This window comes from Heyndrickxia acidiproducens DSM 23148, from assembly GCF_000374345.1.
In the GTDB taxonomy this organism is placed as follows: domain Bacteria; phylum Bacillota; class Bacilli; order Bacillales; family Bacillaceae_C; genus Weizmannia; species Weizmannia acidiproducens.
Map to the genome: position 1 here is coordinate 1 of NZ_KB893978.1, position 15,779 is coordinate 15,779.

The window sequence follows — 15,779 nt, forward strand, 5'->3', positions numbered from 1 at the left end:
AGTATGGAAGTCCACCATGCCATTCTCTATGAGGGGTGGGAAATCAATGGCAAAAGGGTTTCCCTGCGCCAGCCTAAAGTGATGATGACAACCAAACCAATTCAGACATTCTGGGATGAGGTCCAAGCCACAGCTGCCAACACATATTCCCTCGAAAAAGCCCGTGTCATTACCAACAGTGATGGAGGCCCGGGGTACACACCTGAACGGTTTCAAACGGCATTCTCACAGTCAGAATTTCCGACACTCAATCAGCTGGATGCTTACCATGTCGCACAGGCCGTTGTCAGGACATTTGGGGGTGGGAAGAGCGAAGTAAAGGAACAGATTAGAAAGGCGATAAAAACGCATGATTTGGGCCAATTCACGCTGTATTTGGACACGTACGAAAGCACATTAACGGACGAAAAGAGCTTCAAGAAAGTCAAGGACTTCCGTTCCTATATCCAGAAAAACTGGGAGCGCATTTTCGACTGGAGAGACAAGGTGGAGAATACGCCTGATGACGCCAGAGGCTTGGGGGCGATGGAATCCAACCAAAGGCATATCTCCTTCAGGATGAAAAAATGGGGCATGCATTGGAGCAAAAAAGGCGCAGAAGCTATGGTTAAAATCAAGCAAGGGATTCTCAACCGAACATTGAGAGAAGCCTATCTGAAGCACCGTACAAGAAGCGTGAGAAAACAACGGGAATTGAAGCAAGCAATCAGGATATCCCAGCTGCTTAAACAGCCTGTGCGCCCGTCAATTGGGGTAAAACATGGGTCGGTCAGCTTGTTTACGAGCACATCATCGGCAATCGGAAATTTAAGCAAAATTTTGAGAGTTTAATTTCAGCCTGGGTAAATGGCATTAATTTGGAAAATTGATGCCATTTACCCAGGAGAGCAAGCGAAGCGCGGTAGCTGAAAGTGTACAAAAAGAGTGTCTTGAAATACCCGATATTTAAACACTATCGAGAAAAACTTGACACATACGATTTGTATAATTCCGTTGACACTTATCGGGCTTTCAAATAATATGAAATAAATAGACATAATACCTCGTACCAATCTCAAATACCACCCCCGAAAGGACCGATCCCCATGACAACAGAATACCTCGACCTCAAAATGGACTTTATGTTCAAACAATTATTCGGCCACCCAAGCAGAAAGAAAATCACGATTGCCTTTTTGAACGATTTACTGCATCGGCAAGGTCGCGACCGGATTACTGACGTTCAATATGAAAACACCGAACTCATTAAGGCAGAGCAGGTTGGCAAGACAAGCCGGCTTGATGTATTGGTTTACACTTCCAACGATGAAAGGATTAATGTGGAAATTCAAATGGTAGACCAGCACGATATGCCGGAACGGGTGCTGTATTAATGGTCAAAACTATTTTCATCATCATTACAAACAGGACAAAATTACACCGAACTCGTCCCTACCATCATGATCTCCATCTTAAACTACCCGCTTTTTCCCCACGAAACCGACAGCTTCCACAACGTTTTTCATCTTTACGAGGATAACGAGCACTTCATTTGGAGCCCGCACCTGGAATTCCACACATTTGATTTATCGCAGTTTATGGTAAAATGGAAAAAATACAGACGTGAGATGAAAGCGAAGCCATCTGCCGAATACCCATGGCTGATGATGCTTTCCGCTGCGGATTACCGTAAAAAGACGATTGACACAAATATTTTCCATGAACTGGAGGAATTTGCGATGAATGAACAGGAAGTGCGTGAAGCGATCAAGGAATGGGAAAGCTTAAGTGCCAACCAGGAGAATAAGGTATTGTACGAAGCACGGTTGAAGTACTTGCGTGACCAGCTCTCGAATATCATGGGTGAAAGGCGGGCCGGCAGAGAAGAAGGCATAAAAGAAGGTATTCAAAAAGAACGGGAAGCTGTAATTAGAAAAATGCTGAGCAGCGGAACCGCACCCGACACGATTGCAAATATGTTGGACTATTCGCTTGAAGAAATCAAAAAAATCCAGCGGGAAATAGAGAGTGATAGGTGATTTTTCACGAACCCGAGGAATTTGCGATGAACGACTAAGTAGCCAAAAAAGATGCCTGAGAAATCGTTCATTCCTAGAATGAGTCCTGCCTACGAAAAATTCACTATTCATAACCGAATAAGTTTACTTTTAAATTAGAACATGCTTATTTAAAGAAGCCTCATCCTCAACTGGAGCTTCTTTTTTTATGCCTCATTTTTTCTAATATACAAAAAATAACTAATGATTAAAAAACATTGTCATATAACCTCACGTAATGACTGACAGCTTTGAAATTATGAATATAATGATTCATATAGGGACATTCATGAATGAAGTCAATCATAACCGAGGTTAACAGAAGGGAAGACACAATGACGAAAAAGGATGAAAGAAGGAACGAATATTAAAGAACTTAACCATTTACTTGAAAAAATATCGGTGCTCTCACAGGAATCACCGACGTATAAAAAATTGGCTTATTTTATCGAGAAAAATTACAAAAATGTGATTTTTATGACGGCTTCAGAGGTTGCGGCAAAAGCAGGAGCCAGCCAGGGGAGCGTGTCAAGATTTTGCATTGCGCTTGGTTATAAAGGATACAACGACTTTCTGCACAATCTGCAGCAGTTTGTCAGAAAAGAGATCACGGCACCGCAGCGATTGCAGTATGCTTCAAATTTTCGCCAAAATACTTCAAATATTATGGATATGGAGCATCAAAATATTGAAGAATTAAAAGAAGTCATCAGCCAGCCGGAATACCGCAAAATCGTTGAAAAGCTTGCTTCTTGCGGGCAGCTGATATTAATCTCGGCAAGGATGTCAGCGACGCTGCTGCCTTATACGTATTACGTATTAAATAAAATGAAGGACCATGTCATACAGGCCACCCCCCATGAACCTTTGTGGGAGACAATGGAGATGCTTGATCCTGCCCATGTTCAGTTTTTGGCAATTGTTTTCCCAAGATACCCAAATATCCTGTTAAATAAGCTGGAAACTCTGCATAAAAAGGGATTCAGGATTTCAGCCATTACAGACAGTATTACTTCGCCGGTAGTCAAAATTGCTGATGAAGTCGTCTGTATTCCCATTACAACTTCTTCCATTTTTGACATATACAGTACCCCTGTCCTGTTTCTTAATTTACTGATGAGGGATGTCGCGCGGCTCGTTGAAGGGGTGGACAAAAGAATCAGCATTCTGGAGAAGCTCGACCAGGAAAATCAAACGTATTTCAAGACGGCATATCTCAAGGAGGATCCCTTTTTTGTAAACAAAGACAATAAAGTCTAGGAGGCTATACAATCTGTATGGAAAATCAACCTATTGAATTGGCCACACCCATTAAAATCAATCAAACCAGGCTGAAAAGAAATCTATTTACACTTGCAGCGATGGGAAAAAACAAACAATCAGGGATCGACCGGTCTTTTGGAAGCCCGGCTGACCTGCAGGCGAGAAAATGGCTGTTAGAATTATGGCGGAAAGCTTTTGGGGCAGAGACAGAAATTGATCCTGCCGCCAATCTTTGGGCCGGGATCGAGGGAAGAGAAGCACTCCCGCCCATCGTTCTTGGATCGCATCATGATTCTGTGCCGAACGGCGGTATGTATGACGGGGCATTGGGGGTACTGCTGGCAACAGAAGTCGTGCAAACGCTCAAAGAACAGGGTACAAGCCCGAGGCATCCGCTCAAAGTGGTTTCCTTTTCCGCTGAAGAGCCCAATCCTTATCATGTCTCTACGCTTGGAAGCAGGGCAATTACAGGAAAGTTGACAAAAGAGGTTTTGCAGCAGCATACCCACAGTGAAACCCATGAAAAGCTGATTGATACGATCAAAAATATGGGAGGTGATGCGGCGAAATTGCGTTCAGGTCTATTAAAACAAGGAGATATTCGTGCGTTTTTGGAATGCCATATTGAGCAGGGAAGAAATTTATTTGACAGCGGCATTGCGGTAGGGATTGTTACAAAAATTACGGGCATCTACCGTGAGAAAATCAAAATTTACGGGGAAGCCAACCATGCCGGGACGACGCATATGAAATACCGCCATGATGCCTTGCTGGCCGGCTCCGAGTTGAATACGGCATTTGAAAAAATTATTTTGGGCATCGGCCGTGATGATGTTGTGGGCACGATTGGCTATATCAACGTACGGCCGAACTCCGCCAATATTATCCCCGGTGAAGTCGAGTTTATTGCAGAAATCAGAACACCTGATCAGCATATTTTAAAAAACATGATTGCGGCATTGACAGAGCAGATTTTCCGAATCGAAAAGAACAGGGAAGTGAGGATAGAAAGGGAAGTGATTCTCAATCAGGATGCCGTTCAAATGGATTCCCATATCCAGCAGGTTTTGAAAAAGGTGCTGCATTCGGCTAATGAACCTTATCTTGAAATTCCGAGCATGGCGGGTCATGACGCCGTACATATGGCAGCCATTGCAAATACCGGGATGGTCTTCGTGCCAAGCATTAATGGCAAAAGCCACTGCCCGGATGAAAAAACAAACATGGAAGATATTGAAAAGGCCGGAAATGTTCTTCTTCAAACGGTATTGATTTTAGATAAGGAGTGTGATTGATTTGACGGTCATTTACAGGCCCTCGCTTGTTTACCTGAATGGAAAGTTTGAAAAAGATAAAGCTGTTGTAACAGAGAATGGCACAATTGTCGAAATCGGGGATGCTGCCAGATTTACCGGCAAATATCCGGATGCTGAACTTGTCGATTGGAAAGAGAAAATTATGATTCCCGGCACTGTGAATGCGCATAATCATTCATTTCAAAGCCTGCTCAGGGGAATCGGGGCGGATATTCCATTTCTGGAATGGCGTGATGAATCACTATACAAATATTCCCCGATGTTAAAAGCAAAGGATGTGTACACAGGCGCTGTTTTTGCTTTTTCTGAAATGATGAAATGCGGGGTCACAACGGTCAGCGATTTCTTTTATGTCCATAATGAAGGAATCGATAGTGATGAAGCAATCATTCAGGCAGCAAAAGACACAGGCATCCGGCTTGTGCTGGCACGGACAATGTATGACTGGGAGGGAGCGCCTTCCGGATATATTGAAACGGTAGAAGACGCGGTCAAAAATACTAAGATGTTAGCTGCTAAATATGCAAGTGATGAGATGACGCATATTGTTCCGGCACCGCACAGCCTGCATGCAGCTTCCGTTGAAATGGTAAAAGCCGGGCACAGGCTCGCACAGGAATTGGATACGAAATTCCATATTCATGTGGCTGAAGAACCTTTTGAAGTCGAACAAATTCAAAAGGAATATCAAATGCGGCCGGTCGAGCTGCTTGAAGAGATTGGCGTCATGCAGGATCACCGCATGGTCGCGATTCACTGCGTATGGCTTGACGGCCATGAAATTGAGCTGATGGGCAGGCATCGGGCAAGTCTTGCTTACTGCCCGTCCAGCAATATGTTTTTAGCGGACGGGATAACCAATATCCCGGCGCTTATGCAGTCCGGCACGGGCATTTCATTAGGATCAGACGGCGCCTGCAGCAATAATCGCATCAGTGTGTTCGAGGAAATGCGGATGTGCGCGCTACTTCAAAAAGTCAAGACACTCGATTCCACGGCCCTAAACTACAAGCAGGTTTTCGAGATGGGTACAGCGAAGGGCGGAGAAATATTAGAACTGCCGGTTGGAAAAATTAAAGCAGGCTATCGGGCTGATTTTGTCGCGCTTAACCAAAATCATTTATCGCTGCAGCCAATTTTCCATTCCAGTGACCAAATCCTTGCGAATATCGTGTATGCGATGCAGCCTGATGCCATTGACGCAGTCGTCGTAAACGGCAAAGTCACAGTAGAAAACGGCAGGCTTGTGAATGGATCAGAAGACGCGATTGCCCATTCTGTTAACACGCTAATGGAAGGGCTGGAACGAAAATTCCAAAAAATTTCAAAATAAAGGAGGAGCGATGGCATGTTTTTAACACAGGAAGAACAGAAAATGCTGGATGGCAAGTATGGAAAAGGCACGCAATTGGCAATGAAAATCCAAGTTGCACTTGGGGAAGTGTTTAATGCAGAACGGATGGCACCTGTCAGCCGAACCCATGTGGCCCTCAGCAATCAGGAAGCTGATCTTTGGTTTGTCGAAAAAATGGTAGATGCCGGAGCAAAATGCAAAGTCTCCCCAACCGTAAACCCGGGTTTTAATTTGGAATATTTCCAATGCATCACAACGATTTCAAAAGAAGATGAGGAAATGATTAAGCGGACGAGGCAGGCGTATAAAGAGGTGGGGGCAACCTTAACCTTTGACTGCACGCCTTATTTGGAAAAAAATATCCCTCGTTTTGGCGAAATCACGGCCTATTCGGAATCCAGCGCAACCCCGTTCATTAATTCGGTGTACGGCGCAAGAACAAACCGAGAATCCGCACAAAGCGCCCTTTGTGCCGCTATTACCGGCCGGACGCCGCTGTATGGGTTTCTGCTCGATGAAAACCGGGCAGGCCAGGTTCTCGTTGATGTGCAGGCCAACATCAAAAATGACTTTGATTATCAGCTCCTCGGCTATGCCGTTCCCAAAAAATTAAAGTTTAAAACGCCTGTATTTGTCAATCTGCCGACAGATCCATCCCCTGCTGCATTAATGAATTTAGGGGCGCAGTTAAATACAGCAGGGAATGTTCCGATGTACCATATCGTCGGAGTGACGCCGGAAGCACCAACTGTAGAAGCTGCTTTTATGGGAAAAGACCCGGAACGTGTCATCACCATTACAAAACAGGATCTGGAAGCTGTCCATGACGAAATTACAGATCCGGGCGGCCCGATTGACTTTGCATTGTTTGGATGCCCGCATTTTAATATTGATCAGGTAGCACAGGTGGCCAGGCTCGTTGAAGGCAGAAAATTAAAAGTCCAATTATGGATTATGACTTCTTCCTTAACGAAAGAATTGGCAAAACGGATGGGATATCTTGAGACCATTCAGCAGGCGGGCGGGGATATTGTCGATGACACCTGCATGGACCAGCCGTGCTGGGAATTTTTATACGGCAAGAAAGGCGTGACGGACTCTCCTAAATGTGCTTACTATACAAAAAGAAGAAATATGCAGTTTGTAATCCGGAAAATAGAAGAATGTATTGATGCGGCGATGAGGGGTGAAATTTAATGGGGAGAACATTTTCCTGCCATAAAGTGTCGGAAGGTTCAATCACAGGTGAGGTGCTGATATCAAGCGATGATATTTGTTTCTACCTGGTCGATCCGGAAACTGGCATTGTGATTGAGAAAAACCATTGTTTAGAAGGCATAAGCATCAAAGACAAAATCCTGGTATTTCCAAGCGGCAAAGGAAGTTCCGTCGTGCAAGCGGATGGAATGTACCAGCTGAAAATGAAAGAAACCGGCCCGAAAGCACTGATCATTAAATATCCCGATACCGTTCTTGTTGCGAGTTCCATCATCATGGAAATGCCTGTAGTGGATAAAGTCGATGAATCGTTTTATACGCAATTAAAGAATGGGGATATGGTGCAATTAGATGCAACTAATGGCGTCATTACAATAGAATCCTAAGATTTAAGATGATAAGGATTGGAGATGGGGATTTGAAGCCTTTAATATGGATCATTGATGAAGAGTGGAAAGATTATGGGAGAGAAGGAGCTATTTTGCAAAAACATTTTCCGGACTGTACCATCCGGTATTCGGGATACAACTATATGGAAGATCTCGCAGAATTCGGCAAACATGCGGATGCAATCCTTTGCCAGGTCTATGTTGAGCTTCCGGAAGCGGTCATCAGGCAACTCACCAAATGCAAGATTATTGCGGTTTACGGCGGGGGATTTGACCGGATAGATGTAAAAGCGGCAAAAGAAAAGAATATTACCGTAACCTTTGTCCCGGGTTATTGTGTGGAAGATGTTTCTGATTTCGTCATTGCAGCTATCTATTTCTTTAATAAAAAACTTGACTATTACTTTAAGGTTGCCGGCAGCGGACCATGGGGCGCACAAGCAGCCGGCTGCCTCTTCCCAAGAATCAGTTCTTCTACTTTGTTTATTATCGGTTTTGGAAGAATCGGAAAAGCAGTAGCCGAAAAAGCGAAAAAGATGGGGATGAACATTATTGTGTATGACAGAAAGGTGAACCCGGAAGATGAAGAAGTATACGGCGTAAAATTTGTACCGCTGGAATACGGGCTTCAAAACGCTGACTTTGTGACCTTGCACATGAATCTTAACGAAGACAATGTGTCTATTATTTCTGAGAGAGAACTGGAAATCATGAAGGACAGCGCTTATCTGATCAATACGGCCAGGGGAGCGCTTATCAGTGAAAAAGACTTAATCAAAGCGGTCCGGAAAAATACGATTGCAGGTGCAATGCTTGATGTCATTGCGAAAGAACCGCCAACAGGGGAAGAAGAAATTTTCCACTGCCCGAATATTTTTGTCACGCCGCATGTTTCCTATTTATCAGTGGAATCACTGAACACGCTTAAAGAAAGAGCAGCGATGAATGTTGTAAAAGTACTAAACGGGGCAGCAACAACAGATGCTGTCATCATCTAATTACACATATAGATCAAGAATTTTGGAGGGAAAAAATGAGAAAATTAGGGTCACTTTTGTTCATTATGGTGCTTGCAAGTGCCGCCCTGCTATCCGGATGCGGTTCTTCTTCCAAAAGCAGTGGAGAAAAAAGCACGGGCAGCAGTTCAAAACAAACAGTAAAAATCGGCATTTCGTCCTGGATCGGATTTGCGCCCATGTACCTGGCCGAGGAAAAAGGTTTTTTTAAGAAACATGGGGTGAATGTAAAACTGCAAACCATCCAAAGCGCTTCGGATAGAAGAACGGCGATGGCAGCCAACCGAATTCAAGGCTTCATGACAACCGTCGATACCCATGTGATGACGGCAGCGGCGAACATTCCTGTCCAGCAAGTACTGGCACTGGATACATCGAGCGGCGGTGACGGAATTGTTGCCAAAAAGGAGATTAAAAGCATAAAAGATTTAAAAGGCAAGAAAGTCGCCTTAGATACAAGCGGCGGTGCCAGTTACTTCTGGTTTATGTATATGCTGGATCAAAACGGGATGAAATTGAGCGATGTCAATGTTGTCAACATGAGTGCCGGGGATGCCGGTGCAGCATTTGTCGGCAAGAAAGTAGATGCAGCGGTAACCTGGCAGCCATGGCTGACAAAAGCAACTAAAACAAGCTTTGGCCACGTTTTGCTTTCCAGTGACAAAACTCCTGGATTAATCGTTGACTCTCTTGGGTTGCGGACGGATTTCATCAAGAAGAATCCAAAGCTTGTCCAAGGTATTGTGGATGCCTGGTTTGAGGCTATTGATTATGCGGAAAAAAATCCGGATGATGCGGATAAAATTATGGCTGACAAAATGGGCCAAACAGTGGATGAGTTTAAAGCAGGGAAGCCGGATGTCACATTTTACGATAAAGCCGGGAACAGAAAATATTTTGGTACGAAAGAAAATGACGGCTTAATCTGGGATGTAACAAACAAGGCAGCGGATTTCTGGCTGCAAGAAGGACTCATCAAGAAAAAACCAAGCACAAAAGATATGATTAACAACAAGTTTGTAAACAATTGATCAATTAGCCGGACAAGATGCTGTACGACGGGAGGAGACGAATCGTGATCAATAAACAAATTTTGAATGATATTTCACTTGAGATGGATGAACTGCCGCCGTTGCCAGAATTTGCAGAAGGAATCAGAAGGGCGCCGGACAGAGGGTATACTTTAAACAAAGAACAAACAAAAACAGCTTTAAAAAACGCCTTGAGATACATCCCGAAAAAATTTCACGCCGCCTTGGTTCCTGAATTTCTTCAGGAACTAAAGAATTATGGCCGTATCTACGGCTATCGATTCCGGCCACAAGGGAGAATTTACGGAAAACCGATAGATTCCTATAAAGGCAGATGTTTGGCGGGAAAAGCTTTCCAAGTCATGATGGATAACAACTTGGACTTTGAGGTAGCGCTTTACCCGTATGAACTTGTCACATATGGCGAAACCGGAAGCGTCTGCCAAAACTGGATGCAGTACCGCCTGATCAAAAAATATCTTGAAGTACTGGGAGAGGACCAGACTTTGGTCATTGCTTCCGGTCATCCGCTCGGCTTATTTAAAACAAAAGTGGACGCACCGCGGGTGATCATTACCAATTCTTTAATGATCGGTATGTTTGATAATCTTGAAGACTGGGAGATTGCCGAACAAATGGGGGTTGCAAACTACGGCCAGATGACGGCGGGCGGATGGATGTACATCGGCCCCCAAGGGATTGTGCATGGTACGTATAACACGCTATTAAATGCAGGAAGAATTGAGCTTGGCATTCCGAATGACGGAGACTTAAAAGGCCATTTATTCGTCAGCTCCGGTCTGGGCGGCATGAGCGGAGCACAGGCTAAAGCCATTGAAATTGCCGGCGGCGTCGGGATTATTGCCGAAGTAGACCAGTCGCGCATCCGAACCAGGCTTGACCAGGGCTGGGTCAATACGGCCTCCGATAATCTGGAAGAGGTATTCAGAATAGCGGAAACTTATCTTGGAAAAGAAGAAAAAATCTCGATCGCCTATCACGGAAATATCGTCGATTTGCTTGAATATGCCGTAAATCATGATATCCACATTGATTTATTATCAGACCAAACATCCTGTCATGCGGTTTATGAAGGCGGCTACTGCCCGCAGCATGTCACGTTTGAAGAGCGGACACGGCTTTTAAGCGAAGACCGCGAAACGTTCAGAAAACTAGTCGACAAAAGCCTGGTCCGCCACTATGAATTAATTAAAGCCTGTACTGAAAAAGGCACATACTTTTTTGACTACGGGAATTCCTTTTTGAAAGCTGTTTATGATGCCGGCGTCAAAGAAATTTCCAAAAACGGGATCGATGAAAAGGACGGCTTCACCCTCCCGTCTTATGTTGAAGATATCATGGGACCCCACCTCTTTGATTACGGATACGGGCCATTCAGATGGGTTTGCCTGTCCGGAAAAGACAGTGATTTAGAAAAAACGGATACAGCAGCCATGAACTGCATTGATCCCAATCGCAGATACCAGGACAGAGATAATTATAACTGGGTAAAATTTGCCGGGCAAAATGAGCTGGTTGTAGGTACAAAGGCAAGAATCTTATACCAAGATGCAGAAGGCAGGATGAAGATTGCCCTGAAATTTAACGAAATGGTGAGAAAGGGAGAAATCGGGCCGGTGATGATCGGGCGTGACCATCATGATGTCAGCGGAACTGATTCCCCTTTCCGGGAAACGGCTAATATTAAAGACGGCAGCAATGTCATGGCTGATATGGCGGTTCATTGTTTTGCCGGTAACGCTGCGAGAGGGATGAGCCTGGTTGCGCTCCATAACGGGGGCGGAGTAGGTATCGGCAAATCCATTAATGGCGGTTTCGGCCTCTTACTGGATGGAAGTGTTCAAACCGATGAAATCATCCGCAACGGCATCATGTGGGATGTCATGTGCGGCGTTGCACGTAGAAGTTGGGCAAGGAATCCAAACTCTATCCAAACAGCTGTTGAATTCAATGATAAACATGGCGAAAACAATCATATTACGATTCCAAATCTGGCAGATGATGATCTAATTGACCGGTTCACTTTATAAAGAGGGAGGTACAGCATGATAAAAAAATTGATTGTGAAGGCATCCCAAATCGCAACGCCAAAGGGCAGCCATGCAAAGTTCGGGGAAGAAATGAATGATCTCACTATTATTAAAAATGGTGTCATTGTAATTGAAGACGGAATGATTCAAGAGGTAGGGCCGGCTGCGGATATTTTGAGATCTTATGATTCCGGCAGTTATGATTTCGTTGATGCGACAGAAAAATGTGTTGTGCCGGGATTTGTTGATTCCCATACCCATTTTATCTTTGGCGGCTATCGGCCTGATGAATTTTATATGAGATTAAACGGTGCTTCTTATATGGAAATCATGAATGCCGGGGGAGGCATCCAAAATACGGTCAATGCGACGAGAAGCAGCAGTTTTGATAAGTTGTTTCAGGCGGGTTTGGACCGGCTCGATGCAATGGTTGACTATGGGATCACTACTGTGGAGGGAAAAAGCGGATATGGCTTGGATGCGGAAACAGAATTGCTGCAGCTGAAAGTACAGAGCCAGCTCAATGAAGCCCATCCGGTAGATGTCGTATCAACTTTTTTAGGTGCCCATGCGGTTCCGCCCGAGTTTAAAGGCCGGAATGAAGCTTATATTGAGTTTTTAATTCAAAATGTATTGCCAAAAGTAGTGGAAGAAAAGCTGGCGGAATTTTGCGATGTGTTTTGTGAAGACGGTGTTTTTTCCATAGCATTGTCCCGCAAATTATTGCAGGAAGCCAAAAAGCAGGGGCTGGAAGTAAAAGTCCATGCTGATGAAATTGAACAGCTGGGCGGAGCGGAACTGGCAGCTGAACTGCTGGCGGTATCTGCAGACCATTTATTGGAAGCTTCAGATTATGGAATCGAACAATTGAAAAACAGCGAGATTGTCGCAACCCTTCTGCCGGCAACGGCTTTTTGCTTAAATAAACGGTATGCAGATGCGAGAAAAATGATCGATCAGGGCTGCGCTGTTGCCCTTGCGAGCGATTTTAACCCGGGCAGTTGTTTTACCCAATCTGTCCCGCTAATTTTTGCACTGGCCTGTATCCAGATGAAAATGACGCCCGAAGAAGCATTGACAGCTTTTACTTTAAACGGAGCCGCTGCCTTAAAGCGGGCAGACTCAATCGGGAGTATTGAACCCGGGAAAAAAGCAGATATCGTCATTTTGAAATATCCAAGCTATAAATACTTGAGCTACCATACTGCGGCCAATCTTGTTGAGGCCGTTATTAAAGACGGAAAGATCGTTAAACAGCTTGCCCCAAATAAAAGATATGCGGAGGTGTAACCATGCCGGAAATCCAGAAAGTCCATGCCATTGAACCGCATTCGTTTGAACAGGCTGATCTGCCTGTTCAAACGGATGAAAAGCAACATTTCCAGAAAATGAAAAATTCATTTTTCCCGCGTGCATCCATTTCCAATAAAAGTTATGTATCTTTAGGCGTTTCAGGATTTCTTATTGTTCTTTTGGCCTGGTGTATTTTAACTTACGGTGGTTTCGTTGATAAGCTATTCCTGCCTACCCCGGCAGAAATCATCCAGTCTGCAGTGGAATTATTTACGAAATTAAACTTTTTGAACGATATATGGGTAACCATTTTGCGCGTCTTAGCCGGATTTGTATTGGCAGCTATAGTGGCAGTGCCTTTAGGGATTCTGCTCGGGACTTACAAACCGGTTGAAGGGTTTTTGGAACCGCTGATGTCATTTGTCCGTTATCTTCCAGCGTCTGCTTTTATCCCGCTGTTTATTTTATGGATCGGGGTCAGTGAACCGCAGAAAATTGCTGTTATTTTTATCGGAAGTTTCCCGCAGCTGATTTTGATGGTGGCGGCTGCAACCAAAAGCGTCCAGTCAGAATTAATTGATGTTTCCTATACATTAGGTACGACCAGGACAAATGTATTATGGCATGTGATCCTGCCTGCGAGTATGCCTTCCATTATGAGTTCTTTGCGAATGATTCTAGGATGGGCCTGGACCTATATCATTGTTGCGGAATTGGTCGGCGCATCTTCTGGTATCGGCTATGTCATTATCCAGTCGCAAAGGATGCTGAATACAGCGAATATTTTTGTTGGAATTCTTATTATTGGATTAATCGGTTTGATTTTTGACTATGTCTTTAAATGGCTGACCAAACTCCTTTTTCCTTGGAGCTAAAAGAAAAGAATGGAGGGATGCAAAATGGCACATGCCAATCGTAATTTGGTAATTTCCAATATCACAAAGGTTTTTCAAGGAAGCGCAAAACCGGTACAGGCTTTGGATAATATTAATTTGACAATCAGAGATAAGGAATTTGTTTCAATATTGGGAGCTTCAGGCTGCGGCAAATCCACTTTATTGAGAATTATCGGAGGGCTTGAGGCGCCAACGACCGGAGCGGTTTTACTCGAAGGGAAGAAAGTTACAAATCCGGGTGCAGACAGGGGAATGGTATTTCAATCCTATACATTATTTCCATGGCTAAGTGTAAAGAAAAATATTGAATTCGGGTTAAAGCAGAAAGGAATGGCGCAGAAAGAGCGGGAAAAGATTGCGGATGAATATATTCATTTAGTCGGGCTCAAAGGGTTTGAGCATGCTTACCCGAAAGAATTATCCGGCGGCATGAAACAGCGGGTTGCGATTGCGAGAGCATTAGCGAACGACCCGGAAGTGATTTTATTGGATGAGCCATTTGGCGCGCTTGACATGCAGACAAGAAGCCTCATGCAGGAATTGCTGCTAAAAGTGTGGCAGCAAACACAAAAGACAGTTGTCCTTGTTACACACGATATTGACGAAGCCATTTTCATGTCAGACAGAGTCATTGTCATGAAGTCAAGGCCGGGACGAGTTAAAGAAATTCTTAATATCGATATGCCAAGGCCAAGAGATTACCGGGTGAAAACGTCCGAAGCATTTTTGAAGTATAAAGCCCGGGCTGTTGAGCTTATCCGGGATGAGACGTTGAAAGAGATGAATGTAATTTAAGTTAAAGCGCGGGCAGCTCTCATTCTGCCCGCTTTAACATTTATGATCCCCCACTACCCAAATTTGTAGAATTTGATTAAACGATAACATTATTGACACTGATCCAGTTTTCGAATAATATAAAATAAACAGATATATTACCTCATACCAACCTCAAATACACCCCCGAAAGGATTGATCTCCATGACAACAGAATACCTCGACCTCAAAATGGACTTTATGTTCAAACAGCTATTTGGCCACCCGAGCAGAAAGAAAATCACGATTGCCTTTTTGAATGATTTGCTTCATCGGCAAGGCCGCGACCGGATTACTGACGTTCAATATGAAAACACCGAACTCATTAAAGCGGAGCAGGTTGGCAAGACGAGCCGGCTCGATGTACTGGTTTACACTTCCAACGATGAAAGGATTAATGTGGAAATTCAAATGGTAGACCAGCACGATATGCCGGAACAGGTGCTGTATTATTGGTCAAAATTATTTTCCTCATCGTTGCAAACAGGGCAATATTACTCCGAACTCGTCCCTGCCATCATGATTTCCATTTTAAACTACCCGCTTTTTCCCCACGAAACCGACAGCTTCCACAACGTTTTTCATCTTTACGAGGATAACGAGCATTTCATTTGGAGCCCGCATCTGGAATTCCACACATTTGATTTATCGCAGTTTATGGTAAAATGGAAAAAATACAGACGTGAGATGAAAGCGAAGCCATCTGCCGAATACCCATGGTTGATGATGCTTTCCGCTGCGGATTACCGCAAAAAGACGATTGACACAAATATTTTCCATGAACTGGAGGAATTTGCGATGAATGAACAAGAAGTGCGTGAAGCGATCAAGGAATGGGAAAGCTTAAGTGCCAACCAGGAAAACAAGGTATTGTATGAAGCAAGGTTGAAATATTTGCGTGACCAGCTCTCAAATATCATGGGTGAAAGACGGGCTGGCAGAGAAGAAGGCATAAAAGAAGGTATTCAAAAAGAACGGGAAGCTGTAATTAGAAAAATGCTGAGCAATGGAACCGCACCCGACACGATTGCAGATATGCTGGACTATCCGCTTGAAGAAATCAAAAAAATCGAGTGGAAAATAGAGAGTAGCAATTAATTTCC

General features: G+C 44.1%; 13 protein-coding genes and 1 pseudogene. All 14 read left to right on the plus strand.

All coding sequences use genetic code 11. The annotated features are described in order from the left end of the window. Window positions 1-831 (plus strand): ISLre2 family transposase (locus tag C232_RS18320; RefSeq protein ID WP_018660676.1); only part of this gene is annotated, 831 nt, incomplete at its 5' end. Between the two features lie 254 nt (window positions 832-1,085). After that, a pseudogene (locus C232_RS19180) lies at window positions 1,086-2,018 on the plus strand (Rpn family recombination-promoting nuclease/putative transposase). 366 nt (window positions 2,019-2,384) lie between these two features. Beyond that, entirely contained in the window at window positions 2,385-3,296 is a 912-nt protein-coding gene (locus tag C232_RS18325; RefSeq protein ID WP_018660682.1) for a MurR/RpiR family transcriptional regulator, read from the plus strand. A gap of 17 nt (window positions 3,297-3,313) precedes the next feature. After that, window positions 3,314-4,594, plus strand: coding sequence for an allantoate amidohydrolase (locus tag C232_RS0101890; RefSeq protein ID WP_018660684.1), 1,281 nt, complete (start codon window positions 3,314-3,316; stop codon window positions 4,592-4,594). Window position 4,595: 1 nt separating this feature from the next. After that, on the plus strand, window positions 4,596-5,948 hold the full coding sequence (locus tag C232_RS0101895; protein ID WP_018660686.1) for an amidohydrolase family protein: 1,353 nt from the start codon (window positions 4,596-4,598) through the stop codon (window positions 5,946-5,948). 15 nt (window positions 5,949-5,963) lie between these two features. Further along, window positions 5,964-7,166, plus strand: a complete 1,203-nt coding sequence (locus C232_RS0101900) for an aconitase X catalytic domain-containing protein (RefSeq protein WP_018660688.1) — start codon at window positions 5,964-5,966, stop codon at window positions 7,164-7,166. Continuing rightward, window positions 7,166-7,573, plus strand: coding sequence for an aconitase X swivel domain-containing protein (locus C232_RS0101905; protein WP_018660690.1), 408 nt, complete (start codon window positions 7,166-7,168; stop codon window positions 7,571-7,573). The genes C232_RS0101900 and C232_RS0101905 overlap by 1 nt, the downstream gene beginning before the upstream one ends. A gap of 32 nt (window positions 7,574-7,605) precedes the next feature. Next, a complete protein-coding gene (locus tag C232_RS0101910) occupies window positions 7,606-8,574 on the plus strand; it encodes a C-terminal binding protein (RefSeq protein ID WP_018660692.1) in 969 nt (322 codons plus the stop codon). 35 nt (window positions 8,575-8,609) lie between these two features. Then, window positions 8,610-9,623, plus strand: coding sequence for an ABC transporter substrate-binding protein (locus C232_RS0101915; RefSeq protein WP_018660694.1), 1,014 nt, complete (start codon window positions 8,610-8,612; stop codon window positions 9,621-9,623). Between the two features lie 44 nt (window positions 9,624-9,667). Then, complete coding sequence (locus tag C232_RS0101920) at window positions 9,668-11,674, plus strand: urocanate hydratase (RefSeq protein WP_018660696.1); 2,007 nt, start codon at window positions 9,668-9,670, stop codon at window positions 11,672-11,674. Window positions 11,675-11,689: 15 nt separating this feature from the next. Next, window positions 11,690-12,964: an imidazolonepropionase gene (gene hutI / locus C232_RS0101925; RefSeq protein WP_018660698.1), complete on the plus strand. Its 1,275-nt coding sequence runs from the start codon at window positions 11,690-11,692 to the stop codon at window positions 12,962-12,964. A gap of 2 nt (window positions 12,965-12,966) precedes the next feature. Beyond that, entirely contained in the window at window positions 12,967-13,842 is an 876-nt protein-coding gene (locus C232_RS0101930; protein WP_018660700.1) for an ABC transporter permease, read from the plus strand. Between the two features lie 24 nt (window positions 13,843-13,866). Continuing rightward, window positions 13,867-14,658, plus strand: a complete 792-nt coding sequence (locus C232_RS0101935) for an ABC transporter ATP-binding protein (RefSeq protein ID WP_018660702.1) — start codon at window positions 13,867-13,869, stop codon at window positions 14,656-14,658. A 183-nt stretch (window positions 14,659-14,841) separates the two neighbouring features. Continuing rightward, window positions 14,842-15,774 (plus strand): Rpn family recombination-promoting nuclease/putative transposase, encoded by a 933-nt coding sequence (locus tag C232_RS0101940; protein ID WP_018660704.1) that lies wholly within the window; start codon window positions 14,842-14,844, stop codon window positions 15,772-15,774. The last annotated feature ends 5 nt before the right edge of the window (window positions 15,775-15,779 follow it).